Genomic DNA, 14,992 nt, shown 5'->3' with positions numbered 1-14,992 from the left:
CATCGCGCGCGTCACTTGAAGACAACCGGCTGTCGCGCACCGTGTCGAACGCCGAGGATTAGGATGTCACGGGGACGGACACGATAGAGGATCACATAAGGCGGCACGGTCACGCCTCTGACGGCCACACCGAACTCCGGCCTCAGGCCATAACCTTCCGGCGCATTGGCGAGGCTCTGGCAACGCTGAAGCAGTTGCACGACGAACGCCGACGCGGCCTTGGGTTTATCCGCCGCGATTTCGTCGCCAATTCCTTGAATGTCCTTGGCGGCCGGGGCGCTCAAGCGGACAGGCTTCAAGCGCGCTCGTCCCGCGCATCCGCCATGCCGTCATACTTCGCCTTGAGCGCGTGCAGGAACTCGAAGGCGTCGATCTCGCCCATGCCCGCGCTCGGATCGACCTCGATCTCTTCGGCCAAAGCCTGGAACGCCGCCTCCCCGCCGACCAGTTCGATGGCGCGGAAGTGTTCAAGCTCCAGCAACGCCGCCGTCACCGCCTCGTCCAAGGTCGCGAACTCGCCGGCCGCGACACGCGTCTCGAGTTCCTCGACCGCGCTGGTCGGGAGGGTGACCGAGACCGAACCTGTCCGCACCAGCTTGTTCATGGCGGGAAGCCTAGCACGAACCTCCCGCCACGCCAGGGTGGTCAGCGACCGCCCAACTGCTCCCAGAGCTTGGCCTCGGCCGCCTTGGCCGTGACGACCGAGGCATCCTTGACGTGGCCATAGCCGCGGATCTGCTGCGGGATCTCGGCGATGCGCACGGCCAGGGGCAGGCTCTCCTTCGAGAGCCCGGCGGTCAGGCGGTCCAGGGCGACCTCGTAGCTGGCGATCAGGCCGCGCTCCATCTTGCGCTCCTCGGTATGGCCGAACAGGTCCAGCGCCCCGCCGCGCAGGCCCTTCATCTTGGCCATCAGCGGGAAGGCGACGTCCAGCATCCAGCCGCCGAACGCGATCTTCCGGGGCTTGCCATCCTTGTCTTTGGGGGCCAGCAGCGGCGGCGAGAGCCAGACCTTGGCCTGACCGCCCTTGAAGGTCCCGGCCAGCTCGGCCTTGAAGCGGCCGTCGGTATAGAGACGAGCGACCTCGTACTCGTCCTTGTAGGCCATCAGCTTATAGAGGTTCACCGCCGCCGAGCGGGTCAGCGGCAGGGCGCCGTCCGGACCGCTGACGGCCTCCTCGGCCGCGCGCACCTTGGCCACCTTGTCGGCATAGCGCCGGGCGTAGGCGGCGTTCTGGTAGGCGGTCAGCTCAGCCGTACGGTGGGCGATCAGGTCGTCCAGCGGCATCATCTCCGGCGTCGGGGTCTTGTCTTCCTTGACCTCGACCGACGACGGATCATGGGCGACGCGGCGACCCAGCTCGAAGGCCTGCAGATTGGCCTCGGCGTCGACGCCGTTCAGCTTGATGGCGCGATAGAGGGCGCGGCTGGAGACCGGGATCACCCCGCGCTGCCAGGCGAAGCCGACCATGATCATGTTGGCATAGATGGCGTCGCCGAACTGGCTTTCGGCCAGGTGCTGGGCCGGGCAGGCGTCGAAGGTGTTGGTCGCGCCCTTGACCCGCCGGGCCATGGCCCCGCTGTCGAAGCGGACGTCGCGGCTGGTGACGAAGTCGGCGGTCGGCGCGAAGTCGCTGTTGCCGAACGCGCGCGTGCGGTCCTTGGCGTACAGCGACAGCCCCTCGGGCGAGGCCGCGACCAGCAGGTCGCAGGCGATCAGCACGTCGGCGCTGGCGGCCGGCACGCGGCCGCCGACGATGGTCTCTTCCGTCTCGCCGATCTTGACGTGGCTGAACACCGAGCCGCCCTTTTGGGCGAGGCCCGTCATGTCGACCACGCTGCCGGCCCGTCCGTCGATATGGGCGGCCATGGCCAGGATCGAGGCCACGGTCGTGACGCCGGTGCCGCCCACGCCCGTGAACAGGATCTTGCGCACGCCGTGCAGCGGCTCGAACTCGGGCAGCGGCGTCGACTCGGCGGTCAGGGCCGCCGGCAGCGTCTTGGACTGGGCGTTCTCGGCGCCCTCCAGGGTGATGAACGAGGGGCAGAAGCCCTCGACGCAAGAGTAGTCCTGGTTACAGGATGACTGGTTGATCTTGCGCTTGCGGCCAAACTCCGTGGCCAGCGGTTCGACCGAGACGCAGTTGGACTTGACCGAGCAGTCGCCACAGCCTTCGCAGACCAGCGGGTTGATGAAGACGCGCTTCGTCGCCTTGGGCATCGACCCCCGCTTGCGGCGGCGGCGCTTCTCGGTGGCGCAGGTCTGGTCGTAGAGCAGCACCGTGACGCCCGAGGTGTCGCGCAGCATCTCCTGCACACGCATCAGGTCCGAGCGCGGAAAGATCTCGACGCCGGGGGCCAGGTCGGTGACGCCCTGATAGCGCTCCAGCTCGTCGACGACGATGACCGTCTTGGTCACCCCCTCGGCCGCCAGCTGGCGAGTGATCTGGGCGGGGGTGAAGCCGCTCTCGGCGCGTTGGCCGCCGGTCATGGCGACGGCGTCGTTATAGAGCAGCTTGTAGGTGATGTTGGCCTTGGCCGCGACCGCGCCCCGGATGGCGAGGGATCCCGAGTGGTTGTAGGTGCCGTCGCCCAGGTTCTGGAAGACGTGCTTCTCGCTGGTGAACGGCGCCGCCCCCACCCAGGTCAGGCCCTCGCCGCCCATGTGGGTGTTGAGGTCGGTCATCGGGTCGTTGAACCCGGCCATGTAGTGACAGCCGATGCCGGCCAAGGCGCGACTGCCTTCCGGCAGCTTGGTCGAGGTGTTGTGCGGGCAGCCCGAGCAGAAGAACGGCTTGCGGGCCTGGTCGGCGGCCAAGCTGACGGCGGCGACGCCGGCGGCCGAGACGCGGTTCAGATAGGCGCGCGCCCGCTCCATGTGCGGGCCGTCCGGCAGGCGGTCGTAGATCGCCAGGGCGATTTCGGCGACCGACAGCGAACCCAGCTCCGACAGCAGCGGCGCGCCGCGCTCGTCGACCTTGCCGATGATGCGCGGGCGGGCCTGGGCGGGCAGGTCATAAAGAGCGGCCCGGGCCTGGGGCTCGATCAGGCCGCGCTTGTGCTCGATGACCATCAGGGTCTCGAGACCGGCGGCGAAGGCGCGCAGGCCCAGCGGCTCCAGCGGCCAGGGCATGCCGACCTTATAGATGGAGACGCCCAGGTCGGCGGCTTCCTGCAGGGTCATGCCCATGGCCGTGAAGGCTTCCAGCACGTCCTTGTACGCCTGCCCCTGGCAGACGATGCCGAGGCGCGCCTTGCCCACCCGCACGTGCGAGGCGCCCAGCACCACGCGGTCGATCTGGTTGGCGCGGGCGAAGGCCAGGGCGGCGGGCAGCTTGTGCAGCCGCATGCGCCGTTCCTTCTCCATCGGCTGATCCTTCAGCCGGATGCCCAGGCCGCCGGGCGGGAAGGCGAAGTCGGGAATGACGGCGTGGTGGCGATCCAGCGAGACGTCGATGGTCACGCCCGAATCCATGGTGTCGGCCAGGGCGATCATGCCGGTCCACAGGCCCGAGAACCGCGACAGGGCGATTCCCAGGATGCCGTAATCCAGCACCTCCTGGACGTCGGCGGGCGACAGCACCGGCATCTCGAAGTCCTGGAAGGCGAACTCGGATTGCGACGGCAGGGTCGAGCTCTTGCAGCCGTGGTCGTCGCCGGCCACCGCCAGCACGCCGCCGGTCGGGAAGGTCCCCGCGAAATTGGCGTGCTTGAAGACGTCGCCGGTGCGGTCGACCCCAGGGGCCTTCCCGTACCACATGCCAAAGACGCCATCATAAAGCGCGCCGGGGAACAGGTTGGCCTGCTGGCTGCCCCATACGGCGGTCGCCGCGAGGTCCTCGTTCAGGCCTTCCTGGAAGACCACGTCGTGCGCGGTCAGCAGTTTCTTGATGCGCGCGGCCTGCTGGTCCAGGCCGCCCAGCGGCGAGCCGCGATAGCCCGACAGATAGCCGCCGGTGTTCAACCCAGCCTTGCGATCCAGGCGCTTGCGATCCAGCAGGACCCGCAGCAGCGCCTGCACGCCAGTGATGAATGCGCGACCATCTTCGAGCACATATTTGTCGTCGAGCGTGACTTCCGAGTGCCGCATGGCAAAAATTTTCCTCCCGGGTCTTCCCGCCCGTTACGCAATATCTTATAGAAGCGCGGAAATTGTTTGCCCAAGGCGTGCCCGACTCGTGGTCGTTTTGCGCAAGAAGTGAGCGTCAACGCCCGCTGGGGGGAGGAATTTCTTGTCCGAACAACTCGACGCCGTGGATGCCAAGATCCTCGATCTCATCCAACACGACGCCGGACTGTCCGTCGCCGAGATCGCCGAACGTGTTGGTCTGTCGTCCAGCCCGTGCTGGCGCCGCATCAAGAGGCTGGAAGACGCCGGTGTCATCCAGCGCCGCGTGACGATCCTGGACCGCGAAAAGCTCGGCCTGGGCTTCGAGGTCTACTGCACCGTCAAGCTGTCGCTGCCGACCAAGGAAAATCTGGACACGTTCGAACAGGCGGTCGCCAAGTGGGCCGAGGTCGTCCAGTGCGCCACCGTCACCGGCGCCGCCGACTACGAGATGCGGATCGTCACCCGCGACATGCGCGCCTTCGACGAGTTCCTGCGAGACAAGCTGCTGTCGCTGGGCCTGGTCTCGAACATCGAGAGCCGCATCGTCATCCGTGGCGTCAAGAACTCGACGGCCGTGCCGCTGGGCCTGATCAGCCCGTATGTGAGCCCGCTGGGCTAAGACCTTTTGGAGCGCGGTCGGGGGGCCGCGCTCCGCACTATCCGACATTCCAAGGAGGCCAGCATGGCCCAATCGAGCGCTACCGGCGCGTCGACGCGACGCGTGCTGGCCGCCAGCCTGATCGGCACGGCCGTCGAGTTCTACGACTTCTATATCTACGCCACCGCCGCCTCGCTGGTGTTCGGGCCGCTGTTCTTCCCGGCCTCCTCCCCCGCCGTGCAGCTGCTGGCCTCTTACGCCAGCCTCAGCGTCGCGTTCATCGCCCGGCCGCTAGGCTCGATCGTGTTCGGACACTTCGGCGACCGCATCGGCCGCAAGTCGACCCTGGTGGCCTCGCTGATCATCATGGGCGGCTCGACCCTGCTGGTGGCCTTCCTGCCGACCTATCACCAGGCGGGCTGGATCGCGCCATTCATGCTGTGCGTCCTGCGCTTCGGCCAGGGCTTCGGCCTGGGCGGCGAGTGGGGCGGCGCGGCCCTGCTGGCGGTCGAGAACGCTCCGCCCGGCTGGCGCGCGCGCTTCGGCATGTTCCCCCAGCTGGGCGCGCCGGTCGGCTTCATCGCCGCCAACGGCCTCTTTTTGATCCTCGGCGCGATCCTGACGCCGGAGCAGTTCCAGGCCTGGGGCTGGCGCCTGCCGTTCCTGGGCAGCATCCTGCTGGTCGGGGTCGGGCTGTGGATCCGCCTGAAGCTGACCGAGACCGCAGCCTTCGAAGCCGCCGCCCATGAAGCGCCGCCGGCCCACGTGCCGGTCGCCGAGCTGTTCAAGACCCACGCCCGCGAGGTGATCGGCGGCACCTTCGCCGTGGTCGCCTGCTTCGCTCTGTTCTACCTGACCACGGCCTTCTCGCTGGGTTACGGCGTCACGGCCCTGGGCTATGGCCGCCAGCTCTTCTTGAGCGTGCTGCTGGTCGCCATCCTGTTCATGGCCGGCGGCATCGTCTGGGCCGGCTATTGGTCGGACGCCTCGAGCCCTCGCCGCGTGCTGATGGCCGGCTCGTTCCTGACCATCGCCGCCGGCGCGGCCTTGGCGCCGATGATGGGCTCGGGCTCGCTCTGGCTGATCGGCGTGTTCCTGTCCCTGGCCCTGGTGGTCATGGGGCTGGTCTACGGCCCGCTCGGCGCCTGGCTGCCCAGCCTGTTCCCGGCGCGGGTGCGCTACACTGGCTCGTCGATCGCCTTCAATGTCGGCGGCGTCATCGGCGGCGGCATGACTCCGGCCATCGCCCAGGCCCTGGCCACGCATGGCGGCCTGAAGCTGGTCGGCCTCTATCTGGCTGGCGCCGGCCTGATCAGCTTGCTGGCGCTGATGCCCCTGAAGAAGACCCCGGACACGCTGTAGAACACAAACACCGCTCATCCCCGCGAAAGCGGGGATCCAAGCGGGCTGTCAGGATGCGGCTCGGCGGCGCTTCACCTTCGGACTCGGCTTGGGTCCCCGCTTTCGCGGGGATGAGCGATCGGGTGTGAATTGCACAAGACTGGGACAGCAACTCCCGGCTAAGTTCCCCGCGAATTTCGCCGGAGCCGACCCATGATCGACCTCGTCATCGAAGCCCGCCGCCACGATATCGGAAACTTCGAGGTCGGCCGCGTGCTGCCCTTCCACGCGCGGCGGATGGTCGGCCCGTTCACCTTCCTCGACCACATGGGTCCCGCTGAATTCGCCCCGGGCTTTCCCAAGAGCGCCGACGTCCGCCCGCATCCGCACATCGGCCTCTCCACCCTGTCGTACCTGTTCCAGGGCGAGATCACCCACCGCGACAGCGTCGGCTCGCTGGCCGTGATCAAGCCGGGCGAGGTCAACTGGATGACCGCCGGCAGCGGCATCACCCATTCCGAACGCTTCGAGACCCTGCGTCGCCAGGGCGGCCGCATGGACGGCATGCAGGCCTGGATCGCCCTGCCCAAGGAATATGAGGAGACCGCGCCCAGCTTCAGCCACCACGAAGGGTCGGCCGAGCTGCCCTCCTACGAGAGCGGCGGGCTGAAGGCGCGGCTGATCGCCGGCGAGGCGTTCGGCGCCAAGGCCAGTGTGCCGGTCTTCTCGCCGCTGTTCTACGTCCACTGGGAACTGGAGCCGGGCACGACTGCTGCCCTGCCCGCCGAGTATTCCGAGCGCGCGGCCTATGTGGCGGACGGCCGCGTCGAGGTCGACGGCCGCGAGCTCTCGGCCCTGCAGATGGCCGTCTTCGCGCCGGGCGACACCGTGGTCTTCAAGGCCCTCGAGCGCTCGACCGTCATGCTGATGGGCGGCGAGCCGATCGGACCGCGCTTCATCGAGTGGAACTTCGTCTCGTCGTCCAAGGACCGCATCGAGCAGGCCAAGGCCGACTGGAAGGCTGGCCGCATGAAGCTGCCCGACCTGGACCACGACGAATTCATCCCCCTGCCCGAAGGCCCGCCGCCGCCCGCGCCGCCGATGTCCTGAGCGCGACGGGGAGAAGCAACCGAACCTCCGCCTCAGGATTATCTTCCCACCCGGCGCCAAGGCCGGGCTTGGGAGGAGATACTCATGCGTATCGTGACGATCGCGGCCGTGGCCGCGCTGGGCCTGACGGTGATGGCCTGCGAGAACAAGGCCGAGAAGGCCCAGGAGGCGGCGACCCAAAGCAACGCCGCCGCCGCCGACGCCCAGAACGCCGCGGCCGCCGCCGCCAATGCGGCCAACGCCAGCGCCGACGCAGCGGCCACCGCCACCACTGAACAGGCCAAGGAAGCCGCCGGCGACGCCGCCGCCGATGCTGGCAAGGCCGCCGAAAAGGCTGGCGACGAAGCCAAGAAGGCCGGCGACAAGGCCAAGGACGCCGCGCACTAGGACCCGGTCCGCCCCTCCCCTCACGGGAGGGGCGGCCTACTTGTAGCGCCGATGCTCGCGGGCGCCGTGGCGGGCGTAGTGCCGGCGCGGATCCATGCCCGAAGCCGCCACGTCGGGGTTCAGCTCCAGATAGCGCCGGGCGTCGAAATCCTTCGGCGCCTTGGCCGAAAACATGGATCCCCACCGATTCGGACTTACGACCGACGCCGTGGCGGCGGCCGGCTGGATCGCGCCGCGACGGGGAACCTCCCCGATCGGTCGGTCGACATAGATGTTCGGCGCCCTTTCGCCGGTCGAGACATCGACGATGTCGCGCAGGTCCAGATTGCCGATCAGCGGATCCGAGAAGGCCGGCGTATAGTACGCGCAGTCATCGAAATAATAGTGCGTGACCTGCGACCACCGCGTCCGGGCCGGGTCGTTCTGGCGGCTGCCGCCGTGCAGCAGGTTGGCCGCCCAGATCAGCGCCTGGCCCTTCCTGGGGCGGAAATATTCCGGCTGGGTCCCGGTCGCGTCGATCAGCGCCCGCCAGGCCGCCTCGAACGGCGGCTGGGCGAACTCGGCCGTATCGGTCCCGACCACCTTGCCGATCGCGTCGTTGTAGAGGATCGGCCACTTGTGCGAGCCCGGATAGTAGACCAGCGGGCCGGCGTCCTCGTGGATGTCCTCCAGGGCCAGCCAGACGCCGCACATGAAGCGCTCGGGCGCGCTGGAGAAGTGGATCGAGTCCGAGTGGACGTGCTGCTGGGTGCCGACCGGGAAGTTCAGCGTCTGGAACGGGAAGGCGCGGCGGCCGTAGAGCTTGGACAGCAGGTCCAGCACCGCCTGGTTGGCGGCGATGGCGCGGACGTCCGCGTTCGTGCGCCAGGCGTCCTGCACCCGCAGGCCGTCATTGGCCGCCCAGCCCGCCGCGCGCCAGCTGTCGAAGTCGTAGAGCGGCGTCAGGTCGGCCCTGATGCGGTCGATACGCGCGTCGAGATCCTCGTCCGGGAAATCGAAGACCGCGAAACCCTTCTCGTGCAGCTGGACGGCGACGTCGCGCTCGGCGTTGGTCAGGCCCATCTGATCCAGCGAGGCGCCGAACAGCATCGACTCCACCAGCGGCACGCCGGGCAGAAGCTTCTGGGAAACAGTCATCGGCACACCCCCGAGCGACGCTGAACTGCTGCGGGCTTAACCGGCGCCGTAAGCCATTTCCAGAGGATTTCAGTGATGCCGGTTGATCGACGCCCGCGCCCGCGCGCATAAAACCGCATGACCGACACGACCTCCGCTTCCGCCGACTTCGCCAACTTCGTCAGGGGCCTGCCCAAGGCCGAGCTGCATATGCACATCGAGGGCAGCCTCGAACCCGAGCTGATGTTCGAGCTGGCCCAGCGCAACGGGATCACCCTGCCCTACGGTTCGGTCGACGAGATCCGCGCGGCCTACGCCTTCTCGAACCTGCAGGACTTCCTGGACATCTACTATCAGGGCGCGGGCGTGCTGATCACCGAGGCCGACTTCAAGGACCTGGCCCTGGCCTATTTCAAGCGCCTGGCGGCCGACGGCGGCACGCATGCCGAGATCTTCTTCGATCCCCAGACCCACACCGATCGGGGCGTCGCCTTCGAGACGGTGATGAAGGGCCTGCTGGCCGGGATGAAGGAGGCCGAGGAAACCCTGGGCGTCACCTCCAAGCTGATCCTGTGCTTCCTGCGCCACCTGTCGGAAGAGAGCGCCTTCGAGACCCTGGAGCAGGCCAAGCCGTGGCTGTCGAACCTGGCCGGCGTCGGCCTGGACAGCTCGGAGGTCGGCCACCCGCCCGCCAAGTTCGCCCGCGTCCTGCAGGCCGCTCGCGACCTGGGCCTCAAGATCGTGGCCCACGCCGGCGAGGAAGGCCCGCCGGCCTATGTCTGGGAAGCCATCGACCTGGTGAAGGTCGACCGCATCGACCACGGCAATCGCGCCCTGGAGGACGAGGCCCTGACCGCGCGCCTCGTCAAGGACGGGACGACCCTGACCGTCTGCCCGCTGTCGAACCTGAAACTGTGCGGCGTGCCCAGCCTGGACGTCCACCCGCTGAAGACGATGCTGAGCCTGGGCCTGAAGGCGACGGTCAATTCCGACGACCCGGCCTATTTCGGCGGCTACCTGCTCGAGAACTACCTGGCGACGGCCGGCGCCGTGGGCTTGACCCGCGAGGACGTCGTCACCCTGGCCAAGAACAGCTTCACCGGCTCGTTCCTCAGCGAGACCGAGAAGGCCGAGCGGGTGGCCAAGGTCGAGGCCTACGCGGCGGCGCACTGAGGCCCGCCATGACCGTCGTCGCCGCCAGCGCCTATGTCGACGGCAAGGCCGTCCGGCCGCTCAGCCTGGACGATCCGGACAGCCTGCCGCCGCGCGACGGCGAGTTCGTCTGGATCGGCCTGGTCGAGCCCGACGAAGCCGAACTGCGCGTGCTGCAGCAGGTCTTCCACCTGCATCCGCTGGCGATCGAGGACGCGCTGAATGCTCGCCAGACGCCCAAGGTCGACGTCTATGGCGATCAGCTGTTCGTCGTCGCCAAGACCGCCCACCTCGACAACGATCACATCGTCTATGGCGAGACCGACTTCTTCGTCGGCCGCAGGCACCTGATCACCGTCCGCCACGGTTCGGCCCGGGCCCATACCGAGCTGCGCGCCCAGCTGGAGGCGGCCCCGGCCCTGCTGGCCCACGGCGTCGACTATGTGCTGCACGCGGTGCTGGACTTCATCGTCGACGGCTACATGCCGATCGTCGACACCATCGAGGAAGACCTGCACGCCTTCGAGCGGCGGGCGCTGGACGCCTTCCTCAGCCGCGCCGAGATCGCCCGCATCTTCAATCTTCGCCGGGCGCTGATGAAGTTCAAGAAGCTGCTGGGCCCGATGACCCAGGTGGTCAGCGCGCTGGAGCATCACGAGCTGCCCTGCATCGACACCGAGGTGCGGGCCTATTTCCGCGACGTGCGCGACCACATCCAGCGCACCGAGATCCTGGTCGACGGCCTGCGCGAGGTGCTGACCTCGGTGTTCGAGATCAGCAGCCTGCTGGAGCAGCAGCGCCAGGGCGTGATCACCCGCCAGCTGGCCGCCTGGGCCGCCATCCTGGCCGTGCCGACGGCGGTGGCCGGCATCTACGGCATGAACTTCGAGCACATGCCCGAGCTGAAGTGGGCCTACGGCTACTACGGCGTTCTGGCGGCGATCGCGGCCATCTGCGCGATGCTGTACCGGCGCTTCAAGAAGACTGGCTGGCTTTGAGACCGTAAGCCCGGACCAGTGTCGCCACGCCGATGGCCGCGGCGAGCAGGACGGCGATCTCGATCGACAGGGCGCGGCAATAGCGCAGATAGGGGTAGTCCGGCGCCAGGTGTTCGACGAGGCCCGCGTATCCCACCGTCAGCGCCAGCAGTGGCGCGCCCGCGCGGATCACCACACCTAACCCCAACCAGGCCGTGAGAATAGCGCCGACGCCGGCGACCAGTCCCAACATCCCCACACCGGTCGCGAAAGCGGCGTCCACGGCCGTCAACTTCAGGGCCAAGCGGACCAGCAGTCCCGCCCAGAGCATCATGCCCGCAGCCAGGCCCCAACGCGCCCCAAACGTCAGGAACGAGGGATCACCAACTCGCCAGCCGATCGCCGCCGCCAGGCCACCCAGCGCGAAGCCCAAGCTTCGGAAGGCTGGCACATGCTCGAGTTCGGCCCTTGCGGCCAACGCCCAGTCACGTCGCGCTTCCGGAGCGACCCGGATCGCCAAATCGGCCACGCGCTCCGCCCACGTCATGCCAATGCTCCTTTCAGGATCATCATCGGTTGCGCCTGAGTCGCCTCGCGAGCGATCGAACGTCCCTCGGCGGTCAGGCGATACGCGTGACGGGATGGACGTCCAGGCTCGGCGGACACCTGCCACTCGGCCTCCAGCAATCCCCCAGCCTGGAGGCGCGCCAACAAGGGATAGAGCGTGCCCGACGCCAATCCCGTTTCGCGCGAAAGGTCATAGCCGTGCCGCCAGGCCGACTGATCGGCCAGGAGAGCGGTGAAGAGGACCAGGGCTTGCCGGGAGGGCTTGCGTTTTCGCTGCATTCCTTAAATCTACATATATAGATTTAAGAGTCAAACACCCGCTCTACGCCTTACAGATCTCCAGGATCTCGTGGTGTCGGGCGGCGTCGATGCCGTCGCGCTGCTCCTGCGCCAGGCGGCTCTTGTCGCTTTCGAGCAGGGTCAGGATCGGCCGCTCGCCGGGATCCTGGAACTGGATCAGCAGGCGCGTGCCCAGCGTCACGCCAGGATAGGCCTCCAGCTTGTTGGCCAGCTTGCCGGGAACCGGCGGCTCCTCGCGCCCGTCCTCGTCATAGAGTTCGAGATAGCGCGCGAACACTTCGGCATCGACCTCGACCCACGGGCCCCAGCCGAAATAGTCGTCCGCGCCCTTCAGCGGCACGGGCAGGATGCAGCGGATGAAAGCGCGCTCGCCCCACTGGCACAGGTCGTCGTTGAAGCGGACCTGGCCCTCGCGGTCTTCCTCGGACAGGGCCCAGACCTCGTCGGGCAGGCCATAGCCCCAGTCGCGGGACAGGCTGTCGTGACGATCGCCACAGATCGCGCAGGAGAAGTCTTCGGCCATCACTTGCCTTCGGTGTGGGTCCACGCGCGAAGGCTTAGGCCAAGTCGCTGGCCGGCTCTAGCCCACCGCGTCCCGCAGCGCGTCGCATAGGCGGTCCAGCGCCTCGATGTCGAGGTTCGGATCCAGGGTCAGCACCACGGTCGAGGCGGCCAGGCGGTCGGCCGCCGGGGTGTCGTCGGCGACGAGGTTGCGGTCGCGGACGGCGCAGCTGGCCGCCACGCCGGCGGCCTGAAGCCTCCAGGCCACGGCGCCGGCGTCGTCGGTGGGCAGGCTGAGCGCGCAGGTCGGCGAGATCCAGCTCATGCCCCAGCCGGGCTGGAAGCCGACGCCGCTGTCCAGCAACAGGACACGCAGCTGCTGGGCCATGCCGCACAGGCGCTGACGCAGGCCGGGCCAGGTCGAGAGGCCGTCATCGCCAGCGAAGGGCCGCGCCTCGATGGCGTTGACCGGGGTGGCGTCCTCGCAGGCCACGAACACGCCCGCCCCAGCGGGGAGGCCCACGACAACAGGAACAGGCGCCTCGATCACCACGTCGAAGGCGCCGGTGGCGTCGACCAGGATCGGCAGGCCGGTCTCGGCGCGGAAGGCGGCCCAGGCGCGCATGTCGGGCGCGCGGCCATGGGCGGCGGCGGGGACGATAGCCTCCAGCGGCCCCGGCGCCTCGGGCAGGCGCTCGCGCAGGTGGGCGGTGTCGAACATGGCGCTGAACGGATCGACGTCGACCAGCCAGGCCTTCAGGCCCGCGGCGGCGACGCCGGCCAGGGTTTCGGGATCGGCCAGGGCCGAGACGACGCAGACCCCGCCAGCGCGGGCGCCCAGGGCCCGCAGCGCGGCGGCGGTGGCCTCGATGCGGTCGGCGAAGGCGCGGACGGCGACGGGACGGGCGAAGCGGCCGGCCAGACGCTGATCCAGGTCGGAGGCATGGCCGGCCGCGCCCAGGGCGCGGGCGACGGCCTGGAAGTCGATCGGCGCGACATCCTGGGCGGCGCGAACGAAGGCGCTTCCCTGAAGGGCGTTGATCGGAGCGGCGACGGGCTTCGGCGGCATAACGGGCGCAATCCACGACGAACCGGGCGACCCGATGGCCGCACCTCATGGTTAAGCAACCGTAATTATCGATTCCACCGGGCCTAATGCGGCGCGCGGTCGCGGCAAAAACGATCAAGCACTAGGCGATTTTTGCCAGGAGTCCCTCAGCTCTCGCTTCAAAACCTTGCCGATATGGCTGCGCGGCAGGCTATCGACGACACGAACGTCCGCCAGGCGCTGGGTCTTACCGACCTGGCCGTTGACGAAGGCCTTGATCTCGCCCGGATCAGCCGCTTGCCCGCCTTTCAGCGCCACGAAGGCCACCGGTGTCTCGCCCCAGGCGTCCGACGGCACGCCGACCACCGCCGCCTCGACCACGGCCGGATGCTGGATCAGCACCGCCTCCAGGTCGGACGGATAGATGTTGAAACCGCCGCTGATGATCATGTCCTTCTTGCGATCCATCAGCGTCAGGAAGCCGTCCTCGTCGAAGCGGCCGACATCCCCCGTTCGAATGAAGCGCCAACCCTCGGGCGAGGTCCAGGTCGCCTCGGCGGTCTTGTCCGGGCGGCCGTGATACCCGTTCATCATGCCGGCCGAGCGGCCGACGATCTCGCCGACCACGCCCGGGCCGACCTGGACGCCGTCCTCGTCGATCAGGCGAATGTCGTGGCCTGGCGCGGGCTGGCCGACCGTGTGCAGCTTGTCCGGATGCTCGTGGGCGATCAGGATGCAGGTGCCGCCGCCCTCGGTCATGCCGAAGTATTCCACCAGTCCGCCGGGCCAGCGGCGCAGCACGTCGGCCTTCAGCTCGGCCGCGAACGGCGCGCTGGTGCAGAACTTCAGATGCGTCGACGACAGGTCGTAGCGGTCGAAGTCCGGCCGCTCCATCAGGCGGCGGTACTGCACCGGCACCAGCATGGTGTGGGTCATGCGATGGGCCTGGGCCAGCTCCAGATAGCGGCCGGCGTCGAACTTCTTCATCAGCACCACGGTCCCGCCGCCCGCCAGGGTGGGGAAGAAGCAGACCAGGGTGGTGTTCGAATAGAGCGGGGTCGACAGCACGGTGACCGCGTCGGGCCCATAGCCGACCGCGTCGCCCCGGAACACGTGCCGCCAGCGCATGCCGTGCGACTGGACGATGCCCTTGGGCGTGCCGGTCGTGCCGCTGGAATAGATGATGTTGAAGGGGTGGTCGGGACCGATCTCGACCGGCCTCGGGCGGGCGTTTAGCGGGGCCAGCCAGGCGTCGAAGGCGTCGGTGTCGAGACGGACTTGGCGGACGGCGATCGGCGCGGGCTTCTGGGCTTCCTCCACGCCGGCGTCGAGGAAGAACAGCTTGGCGCCGCAGTCGGCGACCATGCCGGCGATGGCCTCGGGCGTCGAGGACGGGGCGATCGGCGCCACCGCCACCCCGGCCCGCAAGGCGCCCAGGAAAAGCGCCGCGTAGGGGATCGACGACAGGGCGCAGACGGCGATCGCCTCGCCGAGCTCAATCCCGTCACGCTGCAGGGCGGCGGCGACCCGGTTGGCCAGGGCATCGAATTCGGCGTAGGTGACGCTCTCGCCGGTCTCCATGATCACGGCCGGGTGGTTGGGGCCGGCCTTGGCCCGCTCGCGAAGGATATCGCCCATCACGCCGTAGTCGGCGGACATCATGGCGGCGATGGTCATGGCTTTTCCTTACGTAACCCGATCCACCAAACACCGCTCATCTCCGCGAAAGCGGGGATCCAAGCCGAGTCCGACGATCAATCCTGAACGGCGCTACAAATCGAAGTC

The 14,992-nt window shown here is 68.3% G+C and carries 15 protein-coding genes; 6 read left to right on the top strand and 9 right to left on the bottom strand.

Features of this window, described 5'->3' with window-relative positions:
• Window positions 1-11: 11 nt before the first annotated feature.
• The 3 genes from MZV50_RS05225 to MZV50_RS05215 are packed head-to-tail and all read right to left on the bottom strand — an operon-like array spanning window position 12 to window position 4,089.
• Window positions 12-284 (bottom strand): type II toxin-antitoxin system RelE/ParE family toxin, encoded by a 273-nt coding sequence (locus MZV50_RS05225; RefSeq protein WP_252633353.1) that lies wholly within the window; start codon window positions 282-284, stop codon window positions 12-14.
• An 11-nt stretch (window positions 285-295) separates the two neighbouring features.
• Entirely contained in the window at window positions 296-604 is a 309-nt protein-coding gene (locus tag MZV50_RS05220) for a hypothetical protein (RefSeq protein ID WP_252633352.1), read from the bottom strand.
• Between the two features lie 41 nt (window positions 605-645).
• The gene (locus MZV50_RS05215) at window positions 646-4,089 is read right to left on the bottom strand and encodes an indolepyruvate ferredoxin oxidoreductase family protein (protein WP_252633351.1); all 3,444 of its coding nucleotides are present in this window, start codon (window positions 4,087-4,089) and stop codon (window positions 646-648) included.
• A 142-nt stretch (window positions 4,090-4,231) separates the two neighbouring features.
• Between MZV50_RS05215 and MZV50_RS05210 the strand changes: the two genes are divergently transcribed.
• The 4 genes from MZV50_RS05210 (at window position 4,232) to MZV50_RS05195 (ending at window position 7,546) form a co-directional block, all read left to right on the top strand.
• The gene (locus tag MZV50_RS05210; RefSeq protein ID WP_004620861.1) at window positions 4,232-4,729 is read left to right on the top strand and encodes an Lrp/AsnC family transcriptional regulator; all 498 of its coding nucleotides are present in this window, start codon (window positions 4,232-4,234) and stop codon (window positions 4,727-4,729) included.
• Between the two features lie 63 nt (window positions 4,730-4,792).
• Window positions 4,793-6,070 carry an MFS transporter gene (locus tag MZV50_RS05205; RefSeq protein WP_252633350.1) on the top strand — a complete coding sequence of 426 codons (1,278 nt, stop codon included), beginning with the start codon at window positions 4,793-4,795 and terminating at the stop codon, window positions 6,068-6,070.
• Between the two features lie 192 nt (window positions 6,071-6,262).
• Entirely contained in the window at window positions 6,263-7,159 is an 897-nt protein-coding gene (locus tag MZV50_RS05200; protein WP_252633349.1) for a pirin family protein, read from the top strand.
• Between the two features lie 84 nt (window positions 7,160-7,243).
• Window positions 7,244-7,546: a hypothetical protein gene (locus MZV50_RS05195; RefSeq protein ID WP_252633348.1), complete on the top strand. Its 303-nt coding sequence runs from the start codon at window positions 7,244-7,246 to the stop codon at window positions 7,544-7,546.
• A gap of 36 nt (window positions 7,547-7,582) precedes the next feature.
• Here MZV50_RS05195 and MZV50_RS05190 read toward each other — a convergent pair whose 3' ends face one another.
• Complete coding sequence (locus MZV50_RS05190) at window positions 7,583-8,683, bottom strand: phytanoyl-CoA dioxygenase family protein (RefSeq protein WP_252633346.1); 1,101 nt, start codon at window positions 8,681-8,683, stop codon at window positions 7,583-7,585.
• A gap of 117 nt (window positions 8,684-8,800) precedes the next feature.
• On the opposite strand from MZV50_RS05190, the gene MZV50_RS05185 reads away from it, so the two are divergent.
• Together MZV50_RS05185 and corA are read left to right on the top strand one after the other, a co-directional pair.
• Window positions 8,801-9,835 carry an adenosine deaminase gene (locus tag MZV50_RS05185; RefSeq protein WP_252633345.1) on the top strand — a complete coding sequence of 345 codons (1,035 nt, stop codon included), beginning with the start codon at window positions 8,801-8,803 and terminating at the stop codon, window positions 9,833-9,835.
• A gap of 8 nt (window positions 9,836-9,843) precedes the next feature.
• Complete coding sequence (corA, locus tag MZV50_RS05180) at window positions 9,844-10,812, top strand: magnesium/cobalt transporter CorA (RefSeq protein WP_252633343.1); 969 nt, start codon at window positions 9,844-9,846, stop codon at window positions 10,810-10,812.
• Here the strand turns inward: corA and MZV50_RS05175 are convergent.
• From MZV50_RS05175 to MZV50_RS05155, 5 genes are all read right to left on the bottom strand, one after another.
• Window positions 10,790-11,338 carry a transporter gene (locus MZV50_RS05175; RefSeq protein WP_252633341.1) on the bottom strand — a complete coding sequence of 183 codons (549 nt, stop codon included), beginning with the start codon at window positions 11,336-11,338 and terminating at the stop codon, window positions 10,790-10,792. The genes corA and MZV50_RS05175 overlap by 23 nt on opposite strands.
• A complete protein-coding gene (locus MZV50_RS05170; protein ID WP_252633340.1) occupies window positions 11,335-11,637 on the bottom strand; it encodes a PadR family transcriptional regulator in 303 nt (100 codons plus the stop codon). The genes MZV50_RS05175 and MZV50_RS05170 overlap by 4 nt, the downstream gene beginning before the upstream one ends.
• 43 nt (window positions 11,638-11,680) lie before the next feature.
• A complete protein-coding gene (locus tag MZV50_RS05165; protein ID WP_252633339.1) occupies window positions 11,681-12,181 on the bottom strand; it encodes a DUF2199 domain-containing protein in 501 nt (166 codons plus the stop codon).
• A gap of 57 nt (window positions 12,182-12,238) precedes the next feature.
• Window positions 12,239-13,228: a DegT/DnrJ/EryC1/StrS family aminotransferase gene (locus tag MZV50_RS05160; protein ID WP_252633337.1), complete on the bottom strand. Its 990-nt coding sequence runs from the start codon at window positions 13,226-13,228 to the stop codon at window positions 12,239-12,241.
• 114 nt (window positions 13,229-13,342) lie between these two features.
• Complete coding sequence (locus MZV50_RS05155) at window positions 13,343-14,884, bottom strand: class I adenylate-forming enzyme family protein (protein WP_252633335.1); 1,542 nt, start codon at window positions 14,882-14,884, stop codon at window positions 13,343-13,345.
• Window positions 14,885-14,992 lie beyond the last annotated feature (108 nt).

Source organism: Caulobacter segnis (assembly GCF_023935105.1).
Classification (GTDB): Bacteria; Pseudomonadota; Alphaproteobacteria; order Caulobacterales; family Caulobacteraceae; genus Caulobacter; species Caulobacter segnis_B.
Note: the sequence above shows the minus strand (reverse complement) of the source record. Positions and strands in the feature narration are given on the sequence as shown.